This is a genomic window from Zestomonas insulae (assembly GCF_016901015.1).
Lineage (GTDB): Bacteria > Pseudomonadota > Gammaproteobacteria > Pseudomonadales > Pseudomonadaceae > Aquipseudomonas > Aquipseudomonas insulae.
On sequence record NZ_JAFEUP010000001.1, the window covers coordinates 371,262 to 387,776 of the forward strand.

Here is a 16,515-nt window from a genome sequence, read left to right on the forward strand (position 1 = left end):
ACCCTCACTCCTTGCTGGCCAGATCACCAGTGGGTTCGATCAGTACCACCTGGCCTTGGCGCAGGAGGATGTCCATGATTTCGCTTTGCAGGTCGCGCAGCATGCCGGCCAGGCTGATGCCGCCGCTTTTCGGTGGCGCCAGCATGGTCAGCTTGTATAGCTCGAGCTTGTCCGGCGACTGCACGGCCAGCGGGCTAGAACCATTGCCGATCAGTTGCTCGCCGCTGAGACGCAACGACAAGTGCATCTCGAAGGGGTCTTCGTGCAGGTCGCGATGGGTGCCGTTCAAGTCCTTGATGTGCCCGTACACCCCGGTAAGGCGATTAGCGATCAGGGAGTTTTCCTGCAGGCGCACATTCATGCTGTTGCGCACGCGTATGCCATGCCGCTCGTTGTTGATGCTGCGATTACGCCACAACAGGTTGTTGCCGCTCTCGTAGAGGGTGATGCCATCGGCCTCGTTCTTGTAGGCCTCGTTGTAGGCCACGACGTTGTTGACACTGCTACGGTCCAGCACGATGCCCGACAGCTTGTTGCCGTGGGAACGATTCCGGAAAATCCAGCTGTCGTTGACCTCGCGGGAAACGATGATGCCGTGCTTCTTCTTGGTTCCGAATGCCTCGTTCTCGGCGATGATCAGCCGCCGCGAGCGGTCGTGCGGGTCAATGCCGTAGACGATGTTGTCTTCGTAGACGTTGCCACGCAGCACCACATCGTCCGCCTCGTAGCAGTAGAAGCCGTACCACATGTCGATGAACCGCGAGCCGATCAGCCAGCCGCTTGGCCGCGGCCGTTTCATCTTCGGCGCCATGCTCGGGCTGTACTGGGAAATACTGACGCCGTAGGCCTTACTCGCGGCGTAGCCAAAACTGGTGATGATGCTGTTGACGATGTAAGTGCGCGTACCGCCCCAGGAGATCAGGTACGGACGAAACTCTTCCGCCTTGCGCCAGGCGGCGGGAGTGCGCTCTTTCTCGCGCCAGGCGGTGAGCTTGGTATCGGTGACGAACAGCTGGCCGTCGTTGACCAGAAAGGCTCCGCGCTCCTGGGAAAAGCGCAGTTCCTTGGTGCGTTGGTCGATATGCAGCGTTGCGCCCTGGCGCACGACGAGCGGCAGGCGCAACAGGAATACCCCGGGCTCCGTTTCGCTGAACGCTTCCTTGGGTAGCCAGCGGCCGAGATCGGCGCTGTTGACATAGCCCTGCTCGATAAAGATCGCCTGCGGCATCCGCCGCTGCCGCTCGACCCACTCGCGCAGGCGCTCGTTGCCACCGATGAACTCGTCGAGCATCGGCTCGCCGAGCATCTGCTTGAGCACCGCCCGACCTTGTGGCTTGGTCACCACTTTGGCCTGGACCGCCTCTGCAGTGAAACCGCTGAGATCGGGCAGTTGCGGCTCTTCCAACTTGAGATCGGCCGCCGGTACGGCGCTGATCCGGTAGGTCTGCGCCAGCACCGGTGGCGACACTGCCGGGCCCACCGAGGCCGCTTTCGCGGCCGGCTGGGCATAACCCGTGCCGCTGGCGATTGCCAACACAACAAACAACGCGATACGGGTTGCCATGCTGCCTCCTGCTTAGAAACGCCAGACGACGTCGACGAACACGCGATGCATCGTCGAATCCGCATCATCGCCATAGGCATCGCCGGCGAAGAACAGACCGCCGCGCAAACGCACTAATGCCGAGGGTTCATCCTCGAGGCTCAAGGTCGAGGCGAGACCGGCCGGTAGCAGGCCCTGCTTGAAGTAGCGGGTCAGCACCACGTCCACCTCTTGGCCCAGATCCTTTTCACCGTCTTCGAGTGCCGCACTGAGGCCGGCATCGCCGGTAGGCGCCTCGTCGTCGACCCGCCAGAAGCGGTGATAGACCAAGCTGGCGTCGTACTCGTCGCGCAACTGCCAGGCACCGAACAGCGTCGCAACCTGCAGGTTGGACAGCTCGCCGCGGAACGCCTCACCGAAGCGATGCACCCGCGAACGGGTACCGGTGAAGTTGGAGCGATTGCTCTGCAAGCCGGTCTGGACGAACTGGTCCGAATCACCATCGTCATCGGTGCCGCCACTGGCCCGCGCATAGCCGCCGCCGAAGCGCCAATCGTCGACATTCCAGCGTAGGCCGAGATCGGTCGCCCAAGCGTCGGCATGACCACTGGTCTTGCCGGTCACCACCCGCTGCCCGCCCAAATTGGCCTGGGTGGCGGTATCAACGTCACCACTCATCCAGATCGCCTGCGCCCAATAGCTGAGCGGCCGCGTATTGCGTGGATTGAAATAGTCGCTGTCGGCGTTGATCCCCAGCCAGGTCAGGTCGCCGCGGGTGGTCTTGCTCAGGTCGTCGACCGTTTCGCCGACGTCCGCCAGGTCACCGTCGTCCTGAGCATGTTCGACCTTCACGCCAACCCAGTGCCCTGGTGTCCATTGCCCGGACAGCGCGCCAAACAGATGCAGGCGATCCTCGTCCTTGGGGTCGAGGTCATCGATGTCGGTACGATAGTCACTGAAACGTTCTGCCGCGCCGAGCTGAGCGCGCAACAAGGTGGTGTCGAACACCCAGTGAACGGCTTCGATGTTGGTGTCCCACCAGGTGCTGTCGTCGCTGCGTACGCGTTGCCGGCCCAGGCGCAGGTGCTCACCGGGATAGGCGGTGAGACCGCTGTAGTCGACCCAGAACTCGCGCAAGGCCAGATAGTTTTTCTCCGGTTCACGCGAGTCGTCGATACCCTCCTCGCCCTCGGCAACGATGCTGTCGGACTGCAGTGTGTCCGTTTCGATGATGTCGGTAGCGGCCACCGCTTGCGCCATCACATAGCCGCTCCAGGCGCCGCGCTGACCGTACACCCAGGGTCGCAGATCGAGACCCAAACCATTCACGTCGCCGCCATCACGCGTACCGAGATCCCGGTCATCCTCGCTCTGCGCGGTAATCTTCACATCCAAACCGAAATTCTTGTCAGCACTGAGCGCCGCCCAAAGGGGCATGCTGCTCAACGCCACTGCAACGCCGACTGCCAAACGCATACTTCCGGTGTGCTTCATAGAATGTCGTCCTGTGTCGTTTCGGGGATTTGCAACCGTGCTACCCGTTCTGGATCGAATTGCCGAGCCTGCAACTCTTCACGCAACAGCGCTTGCGCCTGCAGCCGCTCACTGTCGCTGAGTGCCGCCTGCAGGCTTTGCTGTAGTGCACCAGCTTCGGGAACCCCCTGCTGACGCGCAACTTCGGCAAAGACGTAGGCGTTGACCCGATTGACCTTGACTCCTCGTGCTTCGGAAAACATCTGCGCCAACGCAAAATCGGCGCCCGCTTGGCCACTGCGCGCAGCGCGCAGCAGGTGGTCAACCGCCCGTTGGGGCTCGACCTTGCCGAGATAACCGCGACGATAGAGCTGCCCCAGGTAGTAGTCCGCGCCAGGCTGTTCTGCCGCTGCTTTGAGCAGATGCTCCTCTGCCTGACGTGGATCCTGTGGCACCCCCTGCCCCTGAAAATACAGGCGCCCGGTCAACAACTCGGCCCGACTGTCGCCCACCCTTCGACCTTCCGCCAAGTACTCAAGAACCTGCTCTTGCGATCCCAATTGCGGGTAGTCGATGAGCAGCTTAGCCAGACTGGTGGCAGCCGGTGGGTAAATTGGCGCAACTTCAGTGAGCAATTGATGAGCACTGCTCAGCTCGACCGGTGCTGCCAGCAGCGGCGACGTCAGCGCCTGGGCCACCGACTCCACCCGCTGCGGCGACACACGATGCACGCGGTAGGCGACATGCAGCTCAGCCAGCAAGGCCTCCTGCTCGTCATGCTGCTGGCGCAGGCGATAGACGCTGGCCAGTTCGACATAACAGACATCCTGCACCGCCAGCAGCGCGCGGCAGCTGAGTTCAATCTCTTGCGCGTGCGCGGCGTAAGTGCCGTTGCTGCGGTAGATGACGATCTGCGCCAACTCGGCCTCGGGAATGGCCTGCTCGCGCCAGCCGTTGACCAACTGCTGCGGATCCACGGTCGGGGACAGCTGCGGATAAGTCACATACAACATGGTCAGCGGCACGACCGCGCTGTACTCGCCCTTGCTGACGGCGTGCTGAAGCAGCCCTTCCGCTTCTTTCAGGCGCTCGTCGCTGACATTGCCTTGTCGGGCCAGCAGGCGGCCCAGGCGCGACTGGGCACGCACCGAGCTGAGCGCCGCCTCACGGTACAAGGCCTCGGCTTCTTGCAGCTGCTGCGGATCGCGACTCTTGACCTGCATGTCACCGCGAGCGGTCTGTGCTTCGGCGTACCCCAGCTGCGACAGTTGCTCGTAATGTTGCTGCGCGGTCGCCAGGTCCCCGCGCAGCAACGCTTCATTGGCCAGCCGTTGATCCGGCAGGCCACTGCAGCCCGCCAGCGCGAAGCCGACGAACGTCAGTGCAGCGATCGCAGCACCGTTCATTTTCCAGCCGCCATGACTTTGCCAAGCAGGGCACCACCATCCAGGCCTTCGATGCTGACTTCCGTCGGTCGACCGGCAAGATCAGTGGTCAGCGGCGCATCCGAAGCGATCATCACGCGGATGTCGGAGGCCAGACCGCCTTCGCGCAGCGACACACTGGCGATCTTGCCCACCCGCGGCTCGCTCTCGCCGGCAACGTGGAAGTTCACCAGCGTGCCGGGTTGGACTTTGGCGAAGCTCTTGTAAGGGAAGCGTGCTTCCACTTGTGGCTGGCTGTCGCGCGGAATCAGCTCGAACACCGGCGCGCCTTTGCTGGCGGTCTGCCCGTCACCCACCAATTGCGCCGACACCGTGCAATCACAGGGACTGGTCAGCGTGCCCTGGAAGGAGTTGCTGAACAGACGCTGCAGGTTGTCCGGGTTCATCTCGCTTTCCGGTAGGCTGCCCTTCAGCACGTCGAGCATGGAGGTGGAGAAAGTCGCTAGCGGCGCACCTTTCGCCACCTCGCTACCGACCGCCACCAGCGCCTGCACCTTACCTTCACGCGGCATGCCGACCCGTTCGACGGGCACGCTAACCATTGCCGAATCCGCATGGGTCACGAAGTACAGTTCGTAGAGCTGGTGCACGACGTAAGTTGCCGCGCCGAGGCCGATGAGAAAGATCAGCAGGCTAACCAGCGTGGCGCGCATGCGACTGAACAAGCCCATCCCGGTGCCGCTGTCCTTCTTGCGCGCCTTGGTGAAATTGTCGCGCTGCAAGGTATTCAGCATGTCGCCGACCGTGACCATCTCGCCACTGAGGTAGGCGGTGATCAAGTAGCGCAGCGCCGCCACTTCGCGTGGGCGAAGATTGTGGAACTCGCAGCCGATACGATGGCCTTCGGCATAGACCGAGCGCACTTGAAACGCGACATCGATGGCCATGGTCAGGCCGTCGATCTGGAACACCAGCTGGCCTTTGTGATTGCGTCCAACCAGGGTGCTCAGCTGCTCCTGGGTGAAGCTGAAACCACCGGCGCTCAAGTCGAGCAGGTCGCATTCGGTGCTCAGTCCGCGACTGTCCTGAAAGCGGATCTTCGCCGGCACTTTCAGGCGGGCATGTTGCCGCTGCGCCTCGGACTCATGCACGACGTTGGTATTGAGGGTCCCCTCTGCAGCCATTACTACGCTCATAACAATGTCCCTTTCGGTAATTCAATGCCTTGGCGACATGCCCGCAGCCGCCTCCTTCACACCCGCCTTCACACCATTTTCATCAGCACCGCCACGAACACCGCGCTGGCGGAGAACGTCATCGCTCGCGAAGACCAACTGTTGAACCACAACTGGTAGCTGGCCAGACCGCGATCGAGCTTGGTCTTTTGCCGCGTCCAGGATTGCTGGTCGAGGCGGAAGAACACGTACACCTTCACCAGCGCACCGACGATCTGGTTGTAATAGAGAATCAGCGGATACATCGGCCCGACCCGGTGACCGGAGGCCATCAGCAGCATGGTCAGCAACAGGCGGGTGAGACCGATCCACAGCAGGTAGGCAATCAGAATGGCGATGCTGTATTTGAGGCTGGCGATGATTGCCACCGCCGGACCGAACAGGCTGGTCCACATCGACACGCGCTGATCGAACAGCACCACGCTGGTGAACCAACCGAGGCGGCCAGGCCCGAGACGCAATGCGCGCGAGTTCTGCCGCAGGTTGTTGCCATACCAGCGGAACATCAGCTTACGGCTGGCCTTGATGAAACTCTTCTCCGGCGGGTGCTCGACCGTGTTGATCGCCGCATCCGGCACATAAAAGGTGTCGTAGCCGAGACGCATCAGGCTGTACCAGCTCGACTTGTCGTCGCCGGTCAGGAAGCGGAAACGACCGAGGCGCCAGTGTTCGAGGTGGTCGCTCTCGACGTCGGCAATGAAGCCTGGATCGGTCACCACCCGCGCGCGGAACACCGACATGCGCCCGGTCATGGTCAGCACGCGCTTGGACAGTGCCATCGAGCACATATTGAGGTGGCGCTGGGCGAAGCGCAGCTTGTGCCACTCACTCATCAGGTAGCTGCCGCGCACCTCGCAGAACTCGTTGGTGGTGAGGCCACCGACCTTGGGAAACAGCTTGAAGTACGGCACCGTCTTGCGGATCACGCCCGGCTCCAACACGGTGTCGCCATCGACCACCGCGACCACTGCGTCGTCATCCGGCAGGTGCCGCGAGATGGCACGGAAGCCGTAAGACAGACCGTCGCGCTTGCCGGTGCCGGCGATGCGCACAAAGTCCAGCTTGACCCGTGCCGGTGGCTGCAAGCGTTGCCACAGCGACTTGATCAGCAACTCATCACCCAATTCGACCAGCGAGCACACCAGGGTGGCCGGATAACCACAGGCGATCGCTTCTTCGATCACCGAGCGATAGACCATCGCGGTGGTCTGCGCATCGATGCGAAAGCTGGTCACCAGGAGGAACACATGCGACGGCGCAGCAGCTTCTCCTAACTGGCGTGCCTGGCGACGCTGCCAGGGATACACGAGATAGAGAAACAGCAAGCCTCGCAGATAGTGAATGGCGCCCATCGAATAGCGCCAGATGCCTACCGCACCGAGCAGCAGGAGAAAGTCCTTCGACTGCGGGTCGAAAACCTGCTCGGGTAGAGCCCAGGCCAGCAGCAGCAACGCCGTAATGAAGAACAACCATCCTGCGCCTTCGCGCAAACCACGTCCGAGCAGTTCCATGTACACGCTCCATCCGCATTGGCGAGCGCAGGGGCGGCATCCAGCTTGTTGCGCCACCGCCCCGTGCGTCGTCGGACTACCAGCAGATACCTTCGAAATGACCGGTGCTGCCGCCACTCATGAAGCCCACCAGATCGAGGACTCGCTTGCCGGGTAGCGCCTGCTGCAAGAGTGGTCGGAACTGTTCATCGCCATTCCCCAGCACGATGACATCGGCCGCACTGACCACCTCGTCGAGGTCAGCGCACAGCAGCGAAGAAACGTGCGGGATCTTCGACTCGATGTATTCCTTGTTGGCGCCGTGTACGCGGGCGTACTCGACGTTGCGGTCATAGATGCTGAGGTCGTAGCCCTTGCCGATCAGCATCTCGGCCAGCTCGACCAGTGGACTCTCGCGCAGGTCGTCGGTACCGGCCTTGAAGCTCAGACCGAGCAGGCCGATCTTGCGCTTGTCGTAGCTGCTGATCAGCTCGAAGGCCTTGTGCACCTGGGCTTCGTTGCTGCGCATCAGCGAGCCGATCAGTGGGGTGTCGACATCGAGGCTGGTCGCGCGGTAGTTCAGCGCACGCACGTCCTTGGGCAGGCACGAGCCGCCGAAGGCGAAGCCGGGGCGCATGTAGTACTTGGAGAGGTTGAGCTTGTGGTCCTGGCAGACCACGTCCATCACTTCGCGGCCGTCCACCCCCACCGCCTTGGCGATGTTGCCGATCTCGTTGGCGAAGGTAACCTTGGTAGCGTGCCACACGTTGCAGGTGTACTTGATCATCTCCGCAACTTCGATGCTCTTGCGCACGATGGGTGCGTCGAGCTCTTCGTAGAGGGACTGCAGCAGATCACCGGAACGGCTATCCAACTCGCCAATCACGGTCATCGGCGGATGGTCGTAGTCGCTGATGGCGGTGCTTTCGCGGAGGAACTCGGGATTGACGGCAACCCCGAAGTCAACGCCGGCACGCTTGCCGGAACACTCCTCGAGAATCGGGATCACGAACTTCTTCACCGTGCCTGGCAGCACCGTGCTGCGCACCACGACGGTGTGCCATTCGGCCTTGTCGCGCAGTGCCTCACCGATTTCGGCGCAGACCGATTCGATGAAATGCAGGGCCAGATCGCCGTTGCGCTTGCTCGGCGTCCCGACGCACATCAGCGAAAGGTCGGTATCCCGCACCGCTGCTTTCACGTCCGTCGTGCCACTCAAGTTGCCGGAACGGATGCCCTGCTGAAGCAAGGGCTCGAGGCCCGGCTCGACGATGGGTGAGCGGCCACTGTTGATCAGATCGATCTTGACCTGGGAGATGTCTACCCCGATCACTTGATGACCGCGTACCGACAAACATCCGGCACACACGGCCCCCACATAGCCCAGCCCAAATATGCTGATGCGCATGACCTAAACCCCTGAATTGTCCAAAACCCCAGATATGGCGCGAACGCCATATCGCTCCTTTCGAGACTGGTTGGAACGACTAAATCCGTAGTCTCAATTCAATAGGCAGGCTGCCAATGTGCAGCGAAGGTCACGACGCTTTCGTGACGGAGGGACTGTAGCAACGGAAATGCCAATAAAACAACGAATTCATTCACATATCTACATGAACGATATAACTACATGAATTTGTTTAACTTATTTTTTGACGTCAATTTGACAGACACCAGATAGCGCCACTTAAAGAGCACCATAACGACGCGCACCACCCCTCCATTGATACGAAATGGCGCAGAACCGCTTACCACAACCCGGCACAAGGCAACATGCCACCATTCGCCAATAACCGCGCGACAAATACGGTTAAACTGCGCATCTGCCTGGAGCGGCTCAATTTTTCTCGACGCCGGCCGACAGCCTTAACAGTTCTCCATGGATGCCTTCTGTCATGCGCAACAACCAGCCCGTCAGCCAACGCGAACGCACGTTTCCAGCCCAGCAACGCTTGATCTCCACGACCGATCTCAAAGGGCAGATCACCTACTGCAACGATGCGTTCGTCGAGATCAGCGGCTTCAGTCGCGAAGAACTGTTGCGGGCCCCGCACAACATCGTGCGCCATCCCGACGTGCCGCCAGCGGTGTTCGAGCACATGTGGGTCACGCTGAAGAAGGGTCGGCCGTGGATGGGTATCGTCAAGAACCGCTGCAAAAGCGGCGACCACTACTGGGTCAACGCCTATGTCACGCCGATTATGGAAAACGGCCAGGTGGTCGGTTTCGAGTCGGTACGGATCAAACCCAGCGCCGAGCAGGTCCGCCGCGCGGAAGCACTGTATCGACGGATCAACAGCGGCAAAGCCGCCATCCCAAGCAGCGACCGCCTGCTGCCGCTGCTGCAGTACTGGCTGCCGTTCATTGCCATGGCAACTTTGGGTAGCCTGCTGGGCAGCTGGCTGGGCGCCACCTGGGGCCTGCCGCTGGCCGCCGCATTGGCGATTCCGCTGGGGCTGATAGGCCTGAGCTGGCAACAAGGTGGCCTGCGCCGACTGCTGCGCCTGACCGAGCAAAGCACTTCCGACCCACTGATCGCCCAGATGTACACCGACAGCCGCGGCCCGCAAGCGCGCCTGGAGATGTCGATCCTCAGCCAAGAAGCGCACCTGAAAACCTGCCTGACCCGTCTGCAGGACACCGCCGAGCACCTCACCCAGCAGGCTCGCCAAGCCGACTCGCTGGCACAGAACAGCTCCAACGGCCTGGATCGCCAGCGTGCGGAAACCGAACTGGTCGCCACTGCGATCAACGAAATGGCCGCCACCACCCTGGAAGTCGCCAGCAACGTCGCCCGCACGGCGATTGCCACCCAGGAAGCCAACCGCTTGACCGGCGAGGGTCGCACCATCGCCGCCGAGACCCGCGAGGCCATTCAGCGCCTGTCGCAATCGGTGGGTGAAACCGGCGAAACCGTGACCCGCCTGGCCCAGGACAGCAACGAGATTGGCGGCGTGGTCGACGTGATCAAAGGCATCGCCGACCAGACCAACCTGCTCGCATTGAACGCCGCCATCGAAGCTGCCCGCGCCGGTGAAATGGGCCGCGGCTTTGCGGTAGTCGCCGATGAGGTGCGCTCACTGGCGCAACGTACCGCCGAATCGACCGAACAGATCCACCAGCTGATCGCCAAACTGCAGCGCACCGCCGAAGAGGCCGTGATGACCATGGACATCGGTCGCCGTCAGGCTGACGAAGGTGTCGAGCGCGTGCAGCAGGCCGACCAGGCGCTGTCCGGGATCAGCGACGCGGTGGCCAATATCACCGATATGGCCAACCAGATCGCCGCAGCCGCCGAGGAGCAGAGCGCGGTCGCCGACGAGATCAATCGCAACATCACCACCATCGCCCAGCTGGCGGACCAGACCGCCGATGAAGCGCAGAACACCGCGCAACTCAGCAAAGAGCTAACGATGACTGCGCAGACCCAGTCGGCACTGGTGGAGCGCTTTAACCGCTAAGCAGCGGCGCAGCAGGAAAAGCCATCGCCCCGCCCGGGCGGTGGCTTTTTTCATTGCAGCATCGATAGCCGCGCTGGCTCATCGGGTAAGAAAGGCCGCCACGGCGTCCGCCGCGCTGTCGAGATGCTGTTCGTGAGTCAGCCCCGATGACTTCAGCGGTTTGAGGTCATGGTCAGCGGTTGCCAGCCAGTGCAAGTCGATCGCCAGCGACAGACGATATCCCTCGACCGTTGTGCGATTGCCCAGGGCGTCGCGCTCTCCCTGCACGATCAGCGTTGGCGTGCGCAGGTCGGCAAGATGCGCAACACGCGGCTTGTCGGCCTTGCCCGCGGCGTGGAACGGATAGCCCAGGCACACCAAAGCATCTGCACCCAGCTCGTCAGCGAGCAAGCTAGCCATGCGCCCGCCCATCGATTTGCCCCCGATCGCCAAAGGCCTCGCGACTTCGGCGCGCACCGCCGCATACACCTGGCTCCAGCGCGCCAGCAGTTGCGCCTGCGGGTTGGGCGGCCGCTTGCGGCCATCCACGCGGCGTGCGGCCATGTAATCGAACTCGAAGCGCACCACGGCAATGCCCCGCGCGGCCAAACGCGCAGCAATGCCCTGCATGAACGCGCTGTCCATCGGCGCGCCGGCGCCATGGGCCAGAATCAGGGTGCCGAGCACCGCGGCAGACGGCCGATCCCACAGCAGTTCAGACACACTCATTGGCGCTCCTTACAAATCGATCAGTGCCGGGGCGCATACGAGGCCCACGACGAACGAGCCGCGCACTGTAATCGGCCGCCGGGACTTCGGCGCGCAAGGTTCTCGCCGAACTCTGCGACTGAGTGTCGCACCCACACCGACCAATAACATGCCCCGACAAACCGTATGGACTAATCTTGGCGGAGCGTCGCCCGAGGCGGCTTCAATCATCGCGCGCCATGTAGCCCCTTTCGAGACTCGCGACCGCACCCTGGCGGAACCTGGAAATATCTTGTAGCAGGTGCCTGGAAGCCTTGTAGCTCCGGCTTTTGGCGTTGCAATACCCCCCTGCTTTCTACATACTTGCCGCCGATTTTTTACCCTGAAAAAAACACCCTAAACCGTGGAACCTTAGAATGAGCACAGCAATCAGTCCGACTGCTTATAACTATAAGGTGGTCCGCCAGTTCGCCATCATGACGGTGGTCTGGGGGATCCTTGGCATGGGCATGGGCGTCTTCATTGCCTCGCAACTGGTCTTTCCCGAGCTGAACCTCGGGCTCGACTGGACGAGCTTTGGACGCCTTCGCCCCCTGCATACCAACCTGGTGATTTTCGCCTTCGGTGGCTGTGCTCTGTATGCGACCTCCTACTACGTGGTGCAACGCACCTGTCAGACCCGCCTGATCTCCGATCAACTGGCTGCCTTCACCTTCTGGGGCTGGCAAGCGGTGATCGTTGCCGCGATCATCACCCTGCCGCTGGGCTACACCTCCACCAAGGAGTACGCCGAGCTGGAGTGGCCGATCGACCTGCTGATCGCCGTGGTCTGGGTCACCTACCTGGTGGTCTTCTTCGGCACCATCCTCAAGCGCAAGACCAAGCACATCTATGTGGGTAACTGGTTCTACGGCGCCTTCATCGTTGTGACCGCGATGCTGCACATCGTCAACAACCTGGAGATCCCGGTCAGCTTCTGGAAGTCGTACTCGCTTTACTCCGGCGCGACTGACGCAATGATCCAGTGGTGGTACGGCCACAACGCGGTGGGCTTCTTCCTCACCACCGGCTTCCTCGGGATGATGTACTACTTCGTACCGAAGCAGGCCGAGCGCCCGATCTACTCCTATCGCCTGTCCATCGTGCACTTCTGGGCGCTGATCACCCTGTACATCTGGGCCGGTCCGCACCACCTGCACTACACCGCACTGCCGGACTGGGCCCAGTCCCTCGGCATGGTGATGTCGATCATTCTGCTGGCTCCGAGCTGGGGCGGCATGATCAACGGCATGATGACCCTGTCTGGCGCCTGGCATAAGCTGCGCACCGACCCGATCCTGCGCTTCCTGGTCGTCTCCCTGGCGTTCTACGGCATGTCGACCTTCGAAGGCCCGATGATGGCCATCAAGACCGTCAACTCGCTGTCCCACTACACCGACTGGACCATCGGCCACGTGCACGCTGGCGCCCTCGGCTGGGTAGCGATGATCTCCATCGGCGCGCTGTACCACATGATTCCGAAGCTCTACGGCCGTGCCCAGATGCACAGCGTGGGCCTGATCAACGCCCACTTCTGGCTGGCAACCATCGGCACCGTGCTGTACATCGCCTCCATGTGGGTCAACGGCATCACCCAGGGCCTGATGTGGCGCGCGATCAACGAGGACGGCACCCTGACCTACTCGTTCGTCGAAGCGCTGGTAGCCAGCCACCCAGGTTTCGTCATTCGCGCCATCGGTGGCGGCTTCTTCGCTGCCGGCATGCTGCTGATGGCTTACAACACCTTCCGCACCGTGCGTGCATCCAAGCCGGCCGAAGCTGAAGCCGCCGCTGCGATCGCCGTAGGAGCCCATTGATGAACCACGAAGTAGTCGAGAAGAATATCGGCCTGCTGGCCTTCTTCATGGTCATTGCCGTCAGCATCGGCGGCCTGACCCAGATCGTCCCGCTGTTCTTCCAGGACGTGACCAACAAGCCGGTCGAAGGCATGAAGCCGCGCACCGCGCTGGAGCTGGAAGGCCGCGACGTCTACATCAAGAACGGCTGCGTCGGCTGCCACTCGCAGATGATCCGTCCGTTCCGTGCGGAAACCGAGCGCTACGGCCACTACTCGGTCGCCGGCGAGAGCGTCTGGGACCACCCGTTCCTGTGGGGCTCCAAGCGTACCGGTCCGGACCTGGCCCGCGTTGGCGGTCGCTACTCTGATGAATGGCACCGTGCGCACCTGTACAACCCGCGCAACGTGGTACCGGAGTCGGTGATGCCGGCCTACCCGTGGCTGGTCGAGAACAAGCTCGATGGCAAAGACACTGCCAAGAAGATGGAAGTGATGCGCTCCATGGGTGTTCCGTACACCGATGAAGACATCGCCGGCGCGCGCGAAGCCGTCAAGGGCAAGACCGAAATGGACGCCCTCGTCGCTTACCTGCAAGGCCTTGGCACCATCATCAAAAGCAAACGGTGACTGTGATGGATATCGGGACTATTCGCGGCATTGGCACCATCGTCGTCTTCATCGCCTTCATCGGCCTGGCGCTGTGGGCGTTCAGCTCACGGCGCAAGAAGGATTTCGACGAAGCGACCCTGCTGCCGTTCGCGGATGATCCCGAGGCCATCAAGCACGTCGAGCAAGAACAAGCTTCTAGGAGCAACAAAGAATGACCCTCTTCTGGAGTCTGTACGTCACCGTACTTAGTCTGGGCACCATCTTCACCCTGACGTGGCTGCTGTTCACCACCCGTCGCGGTCAGCGTTCCGAGACTACCGACGAGACCGTCGGCCATTCCTTCGATGGCATCGAGGAATACGACAACCCGCTGCCGAAATGGTGGTTCCTGCTGTTCTGCGCAACCATCGTCTGCGCGCTCGGTTACCTGGTGCTCTACCCGGGCCTGGGCAACTGGAAAGGCCTGCTGCCGGGCTACAGCTACGTGAACAACGAGACCAAGCAGGAATTCTCCAACGGTCAGCCGGGCTGGACCGGCGTGCACGAGTGGGAAAAGGAAATGGCCAAGGCCGACGCCAAGTTCGGGCCGATCTTCGCCAAATTCGCCGCCATGCCGATCGAGGAAGTCGCCAAGGACCCGCAAGCCCTGAAGATGGGTGGCCGTCTGTTCGCCTCCAACTGCTCGGTCTGCCACGGCTCTGACGCCAAGGGTGCCTACGGTTTCCCCAACCTGACCGACGACCAGTGGCGTTGGGGCGGTGAGCCGGAAACCATCAAGACCACCATCATGGCCGGTCGTCACGGCATGATGCCGGCGCAAGCGCCGACCATCGGCGAGGCCAACGTGCCGAACGTTGCAGCCTATGTGATCACCGAGCTGCAAGGCCGCAAGCTGCCGGAAGGCACCAAGGTCGACATCGAGGCCGGTCGCAAGGTGTTCTCCACCACCTGCTTCGCCTGCCACGGCGCAGAAGGTCACGGCACCCCGGCCATGGGCGCGCCGAACCTGACCCGTCCGGATGCCTTCATCTACGGCTCCAGCTTCGCCCAGATGCAGCAGACCATCCGTTATGGTCGTACCAACGCCATGCCGGCCCAGGCCGAGCTGCAAGGTAACGACAAGGTTCACCTGCTGGCCGCTTACGTCTACAGCCTGTCGCACGGCGACAAGGCCGCCGAGTAAGCCTCCCCTCTTCCCCCGAATCCGCGCCAGCGAGCTGGCCGGATTCGGTGCGGAAACCTCGCGCGACTTCCGGTCGCAGCGTCTAGATTGCACTCCCAGCGTATAATTGAGACGACGCAAGTCGCCTTGACCTCTGTCGGCACGCACTGACCGAGGCACTTTCCACTGCCGTGGTATGCACTGATGAGTAATCAAATACCGGTTCAGGACGTCACCCCGCCGGCGAAACCCGCGACCAGCAATGTCGACCTGTACGCCTCGCGGGAAAAGATCTACACCCGTTCCTTCACCGGCTTCTTTCGCAACCTGCGCCTGATGGGCGGAGCGCTGCTGTTCCTGATCTACTTCGGCACCGTCTGGCTCAGCTGGGAAGGTCACCAGGCCGTCTGGTGGAACCTGCCCGAACGCAAGTTCTTCATTTTCGGCGCCACCTTCTGGCCGCAGGATTTCATCCTGCTCTCCGGCATCCTCATCACCAGCGCCTTCGGCCTGTTCTTCATCACCGTGTTTGCCGGCCGCGTGTGGTGCGGCTACACCTGCCCGCAAAGCGTGTGGACGTGGATCTTCATGTGGTGCGAGAAAGTCACCGAGGGTGACCGCAACCAGCGCATGAAGCTCGACAAGGCGCCGATGACCGCCAACAAGTTCCTGCGCAAGTTGGCCAAGCACAGCCTGTGGATCCTGATCGGCTTCGCCACCGGACTGACCTTCGTCGGCTACTTCTCGCCGATCCGCGAACTGATCCTCGACCTGTTCACTGGCAACGCCGACGGCTGGGCCTACTTCTGGGTCGGTTTCTTCACCCTCGCCACCTACGGCAACGCCGGCTGGCTGCGCGAGCAGGTGTGCATCTATATGTGCCCGTACGCGCGCTTCCAGAGCGTGATGTTCGACAAGGACACCCTGATCGTCTCCTACGATCCGCGCCGCGGCGAAGCGCGCGGACCGCGCAAGAAGACCGCCGACTACAAGGCCGAAGGCCTCGGCGACTGCATCGACTGCACCATGTGCGTCCAGGTCTGCCCGACCGGCATCGACATCCGCGACGGCCTGCAGATCGAGTGCATCGGTTGCGCCGCCTGCATCGACGCCTGCGACGCGATCATGGACAAGATGGACTACCCGCGCGGCCTGATCAGCTACACCACCGAGCACAACCTGTCCGGGCAGAAGACCCACCTGCTGCGGCCGCGCCTGATCGGCTATGCCGTGGCGCTGTGCATCATCATCGGTGCACTGATCAGCGCCATCGTGCTGCGTCCGCTTGTGGGCTTCGATGTCAGCAAGGACCGCGTGCTGTTCCGCGAGAACGCCGCCGGGCGGATCGAGAACGTCTACAGCCTGAAGGTGATGAACAAGGATCAGCGCGACCACACCTACATCCTCGGTGCCAAAGGCCTGCCGGGCATCCAGATGGGTGGCAAGCAGGAACTGAAGGTCGCCGCCGGCGAGATCGTCACCCTGCCCGCCGAGCTGTCGGTCGCGCCAGAAGACCTGCCGTCGACCGCCAACGAGGTGATCTTCACCCTGCAAAGCGCCGACGACCCGGACACCCAGATCGAGGCGAAGACGCGCTTCATCGGGCCACGCGTCCGGTAGAATACCCGGGCAC

13 protein-coding genes are annotated in these 16,515 nt (G+C 62.0%); 6 read left to right on the top strand and 7 right to left on the bottom strand.

Translation table 11 applies throughout. The features are described from left to right. Positions 1-4: 4 nt before the first annotated feature. The 6 genes from algG to JQX08_RS01810 form a co-directional block, all read right to left on the bottom strand. Complete coding sequence (gene algG, locus JQX08_RS01785; RefSeq protein ID WP_204914288.1) at positions 5-1,564, bottom strand: mannuronan 5-epimerase AlgG; 1,560 nt, start codon at positions 1,562-1,564, stop codon at positions 5-7. A gap of 12 nt (positions 1,565-1,576) precedes the next feature. Further along, positions 1,577-3,037, bottom strand: coding sequence for an alginate export family protein (locus JQX08_RS01790; protein WP_204914289.1), 1,461 nt, complete (start codon positions 3,035-3,037; stop codon positions 1,577-1,579). Beyond that, positions 3,034-4,422, bottom strand: a complete 1,389-nt coding sequence (locus JQX08_RS01795; protein ID WP_204914290.1) for an SEL1-like repeat protein — start codon at positions 4,420-4,422, stop codon at positions 3,034-3,036. The genes JQX08_RS01790 and JQX08_RS01795 overlap by 4 nt, the downstream gene beginning before the upstream one ends. Next, a complete protein-coding gene (locus tag JQX08_RS01800) occupies positions 4,419-5,585 on the bottom strand; it encodes an alginate biosynthesis protein Alg44 (RefSeq protein ID WP_204914291.1) in 1,167 nt (388 codons plus the stop codon). The genes JQX08_RS01795 and JQX08_RS01800 overlap by 4 nt, the downstream gene beginning before the upstream one ends. A gap of 80 nt (positions 5,586-5,665) precedes the next feature. Then, positions 5,666-7,147 carry a glycosyltransferase family 2 protein gene (locus tag JQX08_RS01805; RefSeq protein ID WP_204914292.1) on the bottom strand — a complete coding sequence of 494 codons (1,482 nt, stop codon included), beginning with the start codon at positions 7,145-7,147 and terminating at the stop codon, positions 5,666-5,668. A 76-nt stretch (positions 7,148-7,223) separates the two neighbouring features. Further along, positions 7,224-8,534 carry a nucleotide sugar dehydrogenase gene (locus JQX08_RS01810; RefSeq protein WP_204914293.1) on the bottom strand — a complete coding sequence of 437 codons (1,311 nt, stop codon included), beginning with the start codon at positions 8,532-8,534 and terminating at the stop codon, positions 7,224-7,226. Between the two features lie 487 nt (positions 8,535-9,021). Between JQX08_RS01810 and JQX08_RS01815 the strand changes: the two genes are divergently transcribed. Then, positions 9,022-10,587, top strand: a complete 1,566-nt coding sequence (locus tag JQX08_RS01815) for a methyl-accepting chemotaxis protein (RefSeq protein WP_204914295.1) — start codon at positions 9,022-9,024, stop codon at positions 10,585-10,587. Between the two features lie 78 nt (positions 10,588-10,665). On the opposite strand, the gene JQX08_RS01820 is transcribed toward JQX08_RS01815, so the two are convergent. Then, complete coding sequence (locus tag JQX08_RS01820; RefSeq protein WP_204914297.1) at positions 10,666-11,295, bottom strand: alpha/beta family hydrolase; 630 nt, start codon at positions 11,293-11,295, stop codon at positions 10,666-10,668. 395 nt (positions 11,296-11,690) lie between these two features. On the opposite strand from JQX08_RS01820, the gene ccoN reads away from it, so the two are divergent. From ccoN to ccoG, 5 genes are all read left to right on the top strand, one after another. After that, complete coding sequence (ccoN, locus tag JQX08_RS01825) at positions 11,691-13,130, top strand: cytochrome-c oxidase, cbb3-type subunit I (protein ID WP_204914298.1); 1,440 nt, start codon at positions 11,691-11,693, stop codon at positions 13,128-13,130. After that, positions 13,130-13,738 (top strand): cytochrome-c oxidase, cbb3-type subunit II, encoded by a 609-nt coding sequence (ccoO, locus tag JQX08_RS01830; RefSeq protein ID WP_204914299.1) that lies wholly within the window; start codon positions 13,130-13,132, stop codon positions 13,736-13,738. The genes ccoN and ccoO overlap by 1 nt, the downstream gene beginning before the upstream one ends. Before the next feature lie 5 nt (positions 13,739-13,743). After that, on the top strand, positions 13,744-13,935 hold the full coding sequence (locus JQX08_RS01835) for a cbb3-type cytochrome oxidase subunit 3 (RefSeq protein ID WP_204914300.1): 192 nt from the start codon (positions 13,744-13,746) through the stop codon (positions 13,933-13,935). After that, positions 13,932-14,903 (top strand): cytochrome-c oxidase, cbb3-type subunit III, encoded by a 972-nt coding sequence (gene ccoP, locus JQX08_RS01840; RefSeq protein WP_204914301.1) that lies wholly within the window; start codon positions 13,932-13,934, stop codon positions 14,901-14,903. Before JQX08_RS01835 ends, ccoP begins: the two co-directional genes overlap by 4 nt. Before the next feature lie 183 nt (positions 14,904-15,086). Continuing rightward, on the top strand, positions 15,087-16,502 hold the full coding sequence (gene ccoG / locus JQX08_RS01845) for a cytochrome c oxidase accessory protein CcoG (RefSeq protein WP_204914302.1): 1,416 nt from the start codon (positions 15,087-15,089) through the stop codon (positions 16,500-16,502). Positions 16,503-16,515: the final 13 nt, after the last annotated feature.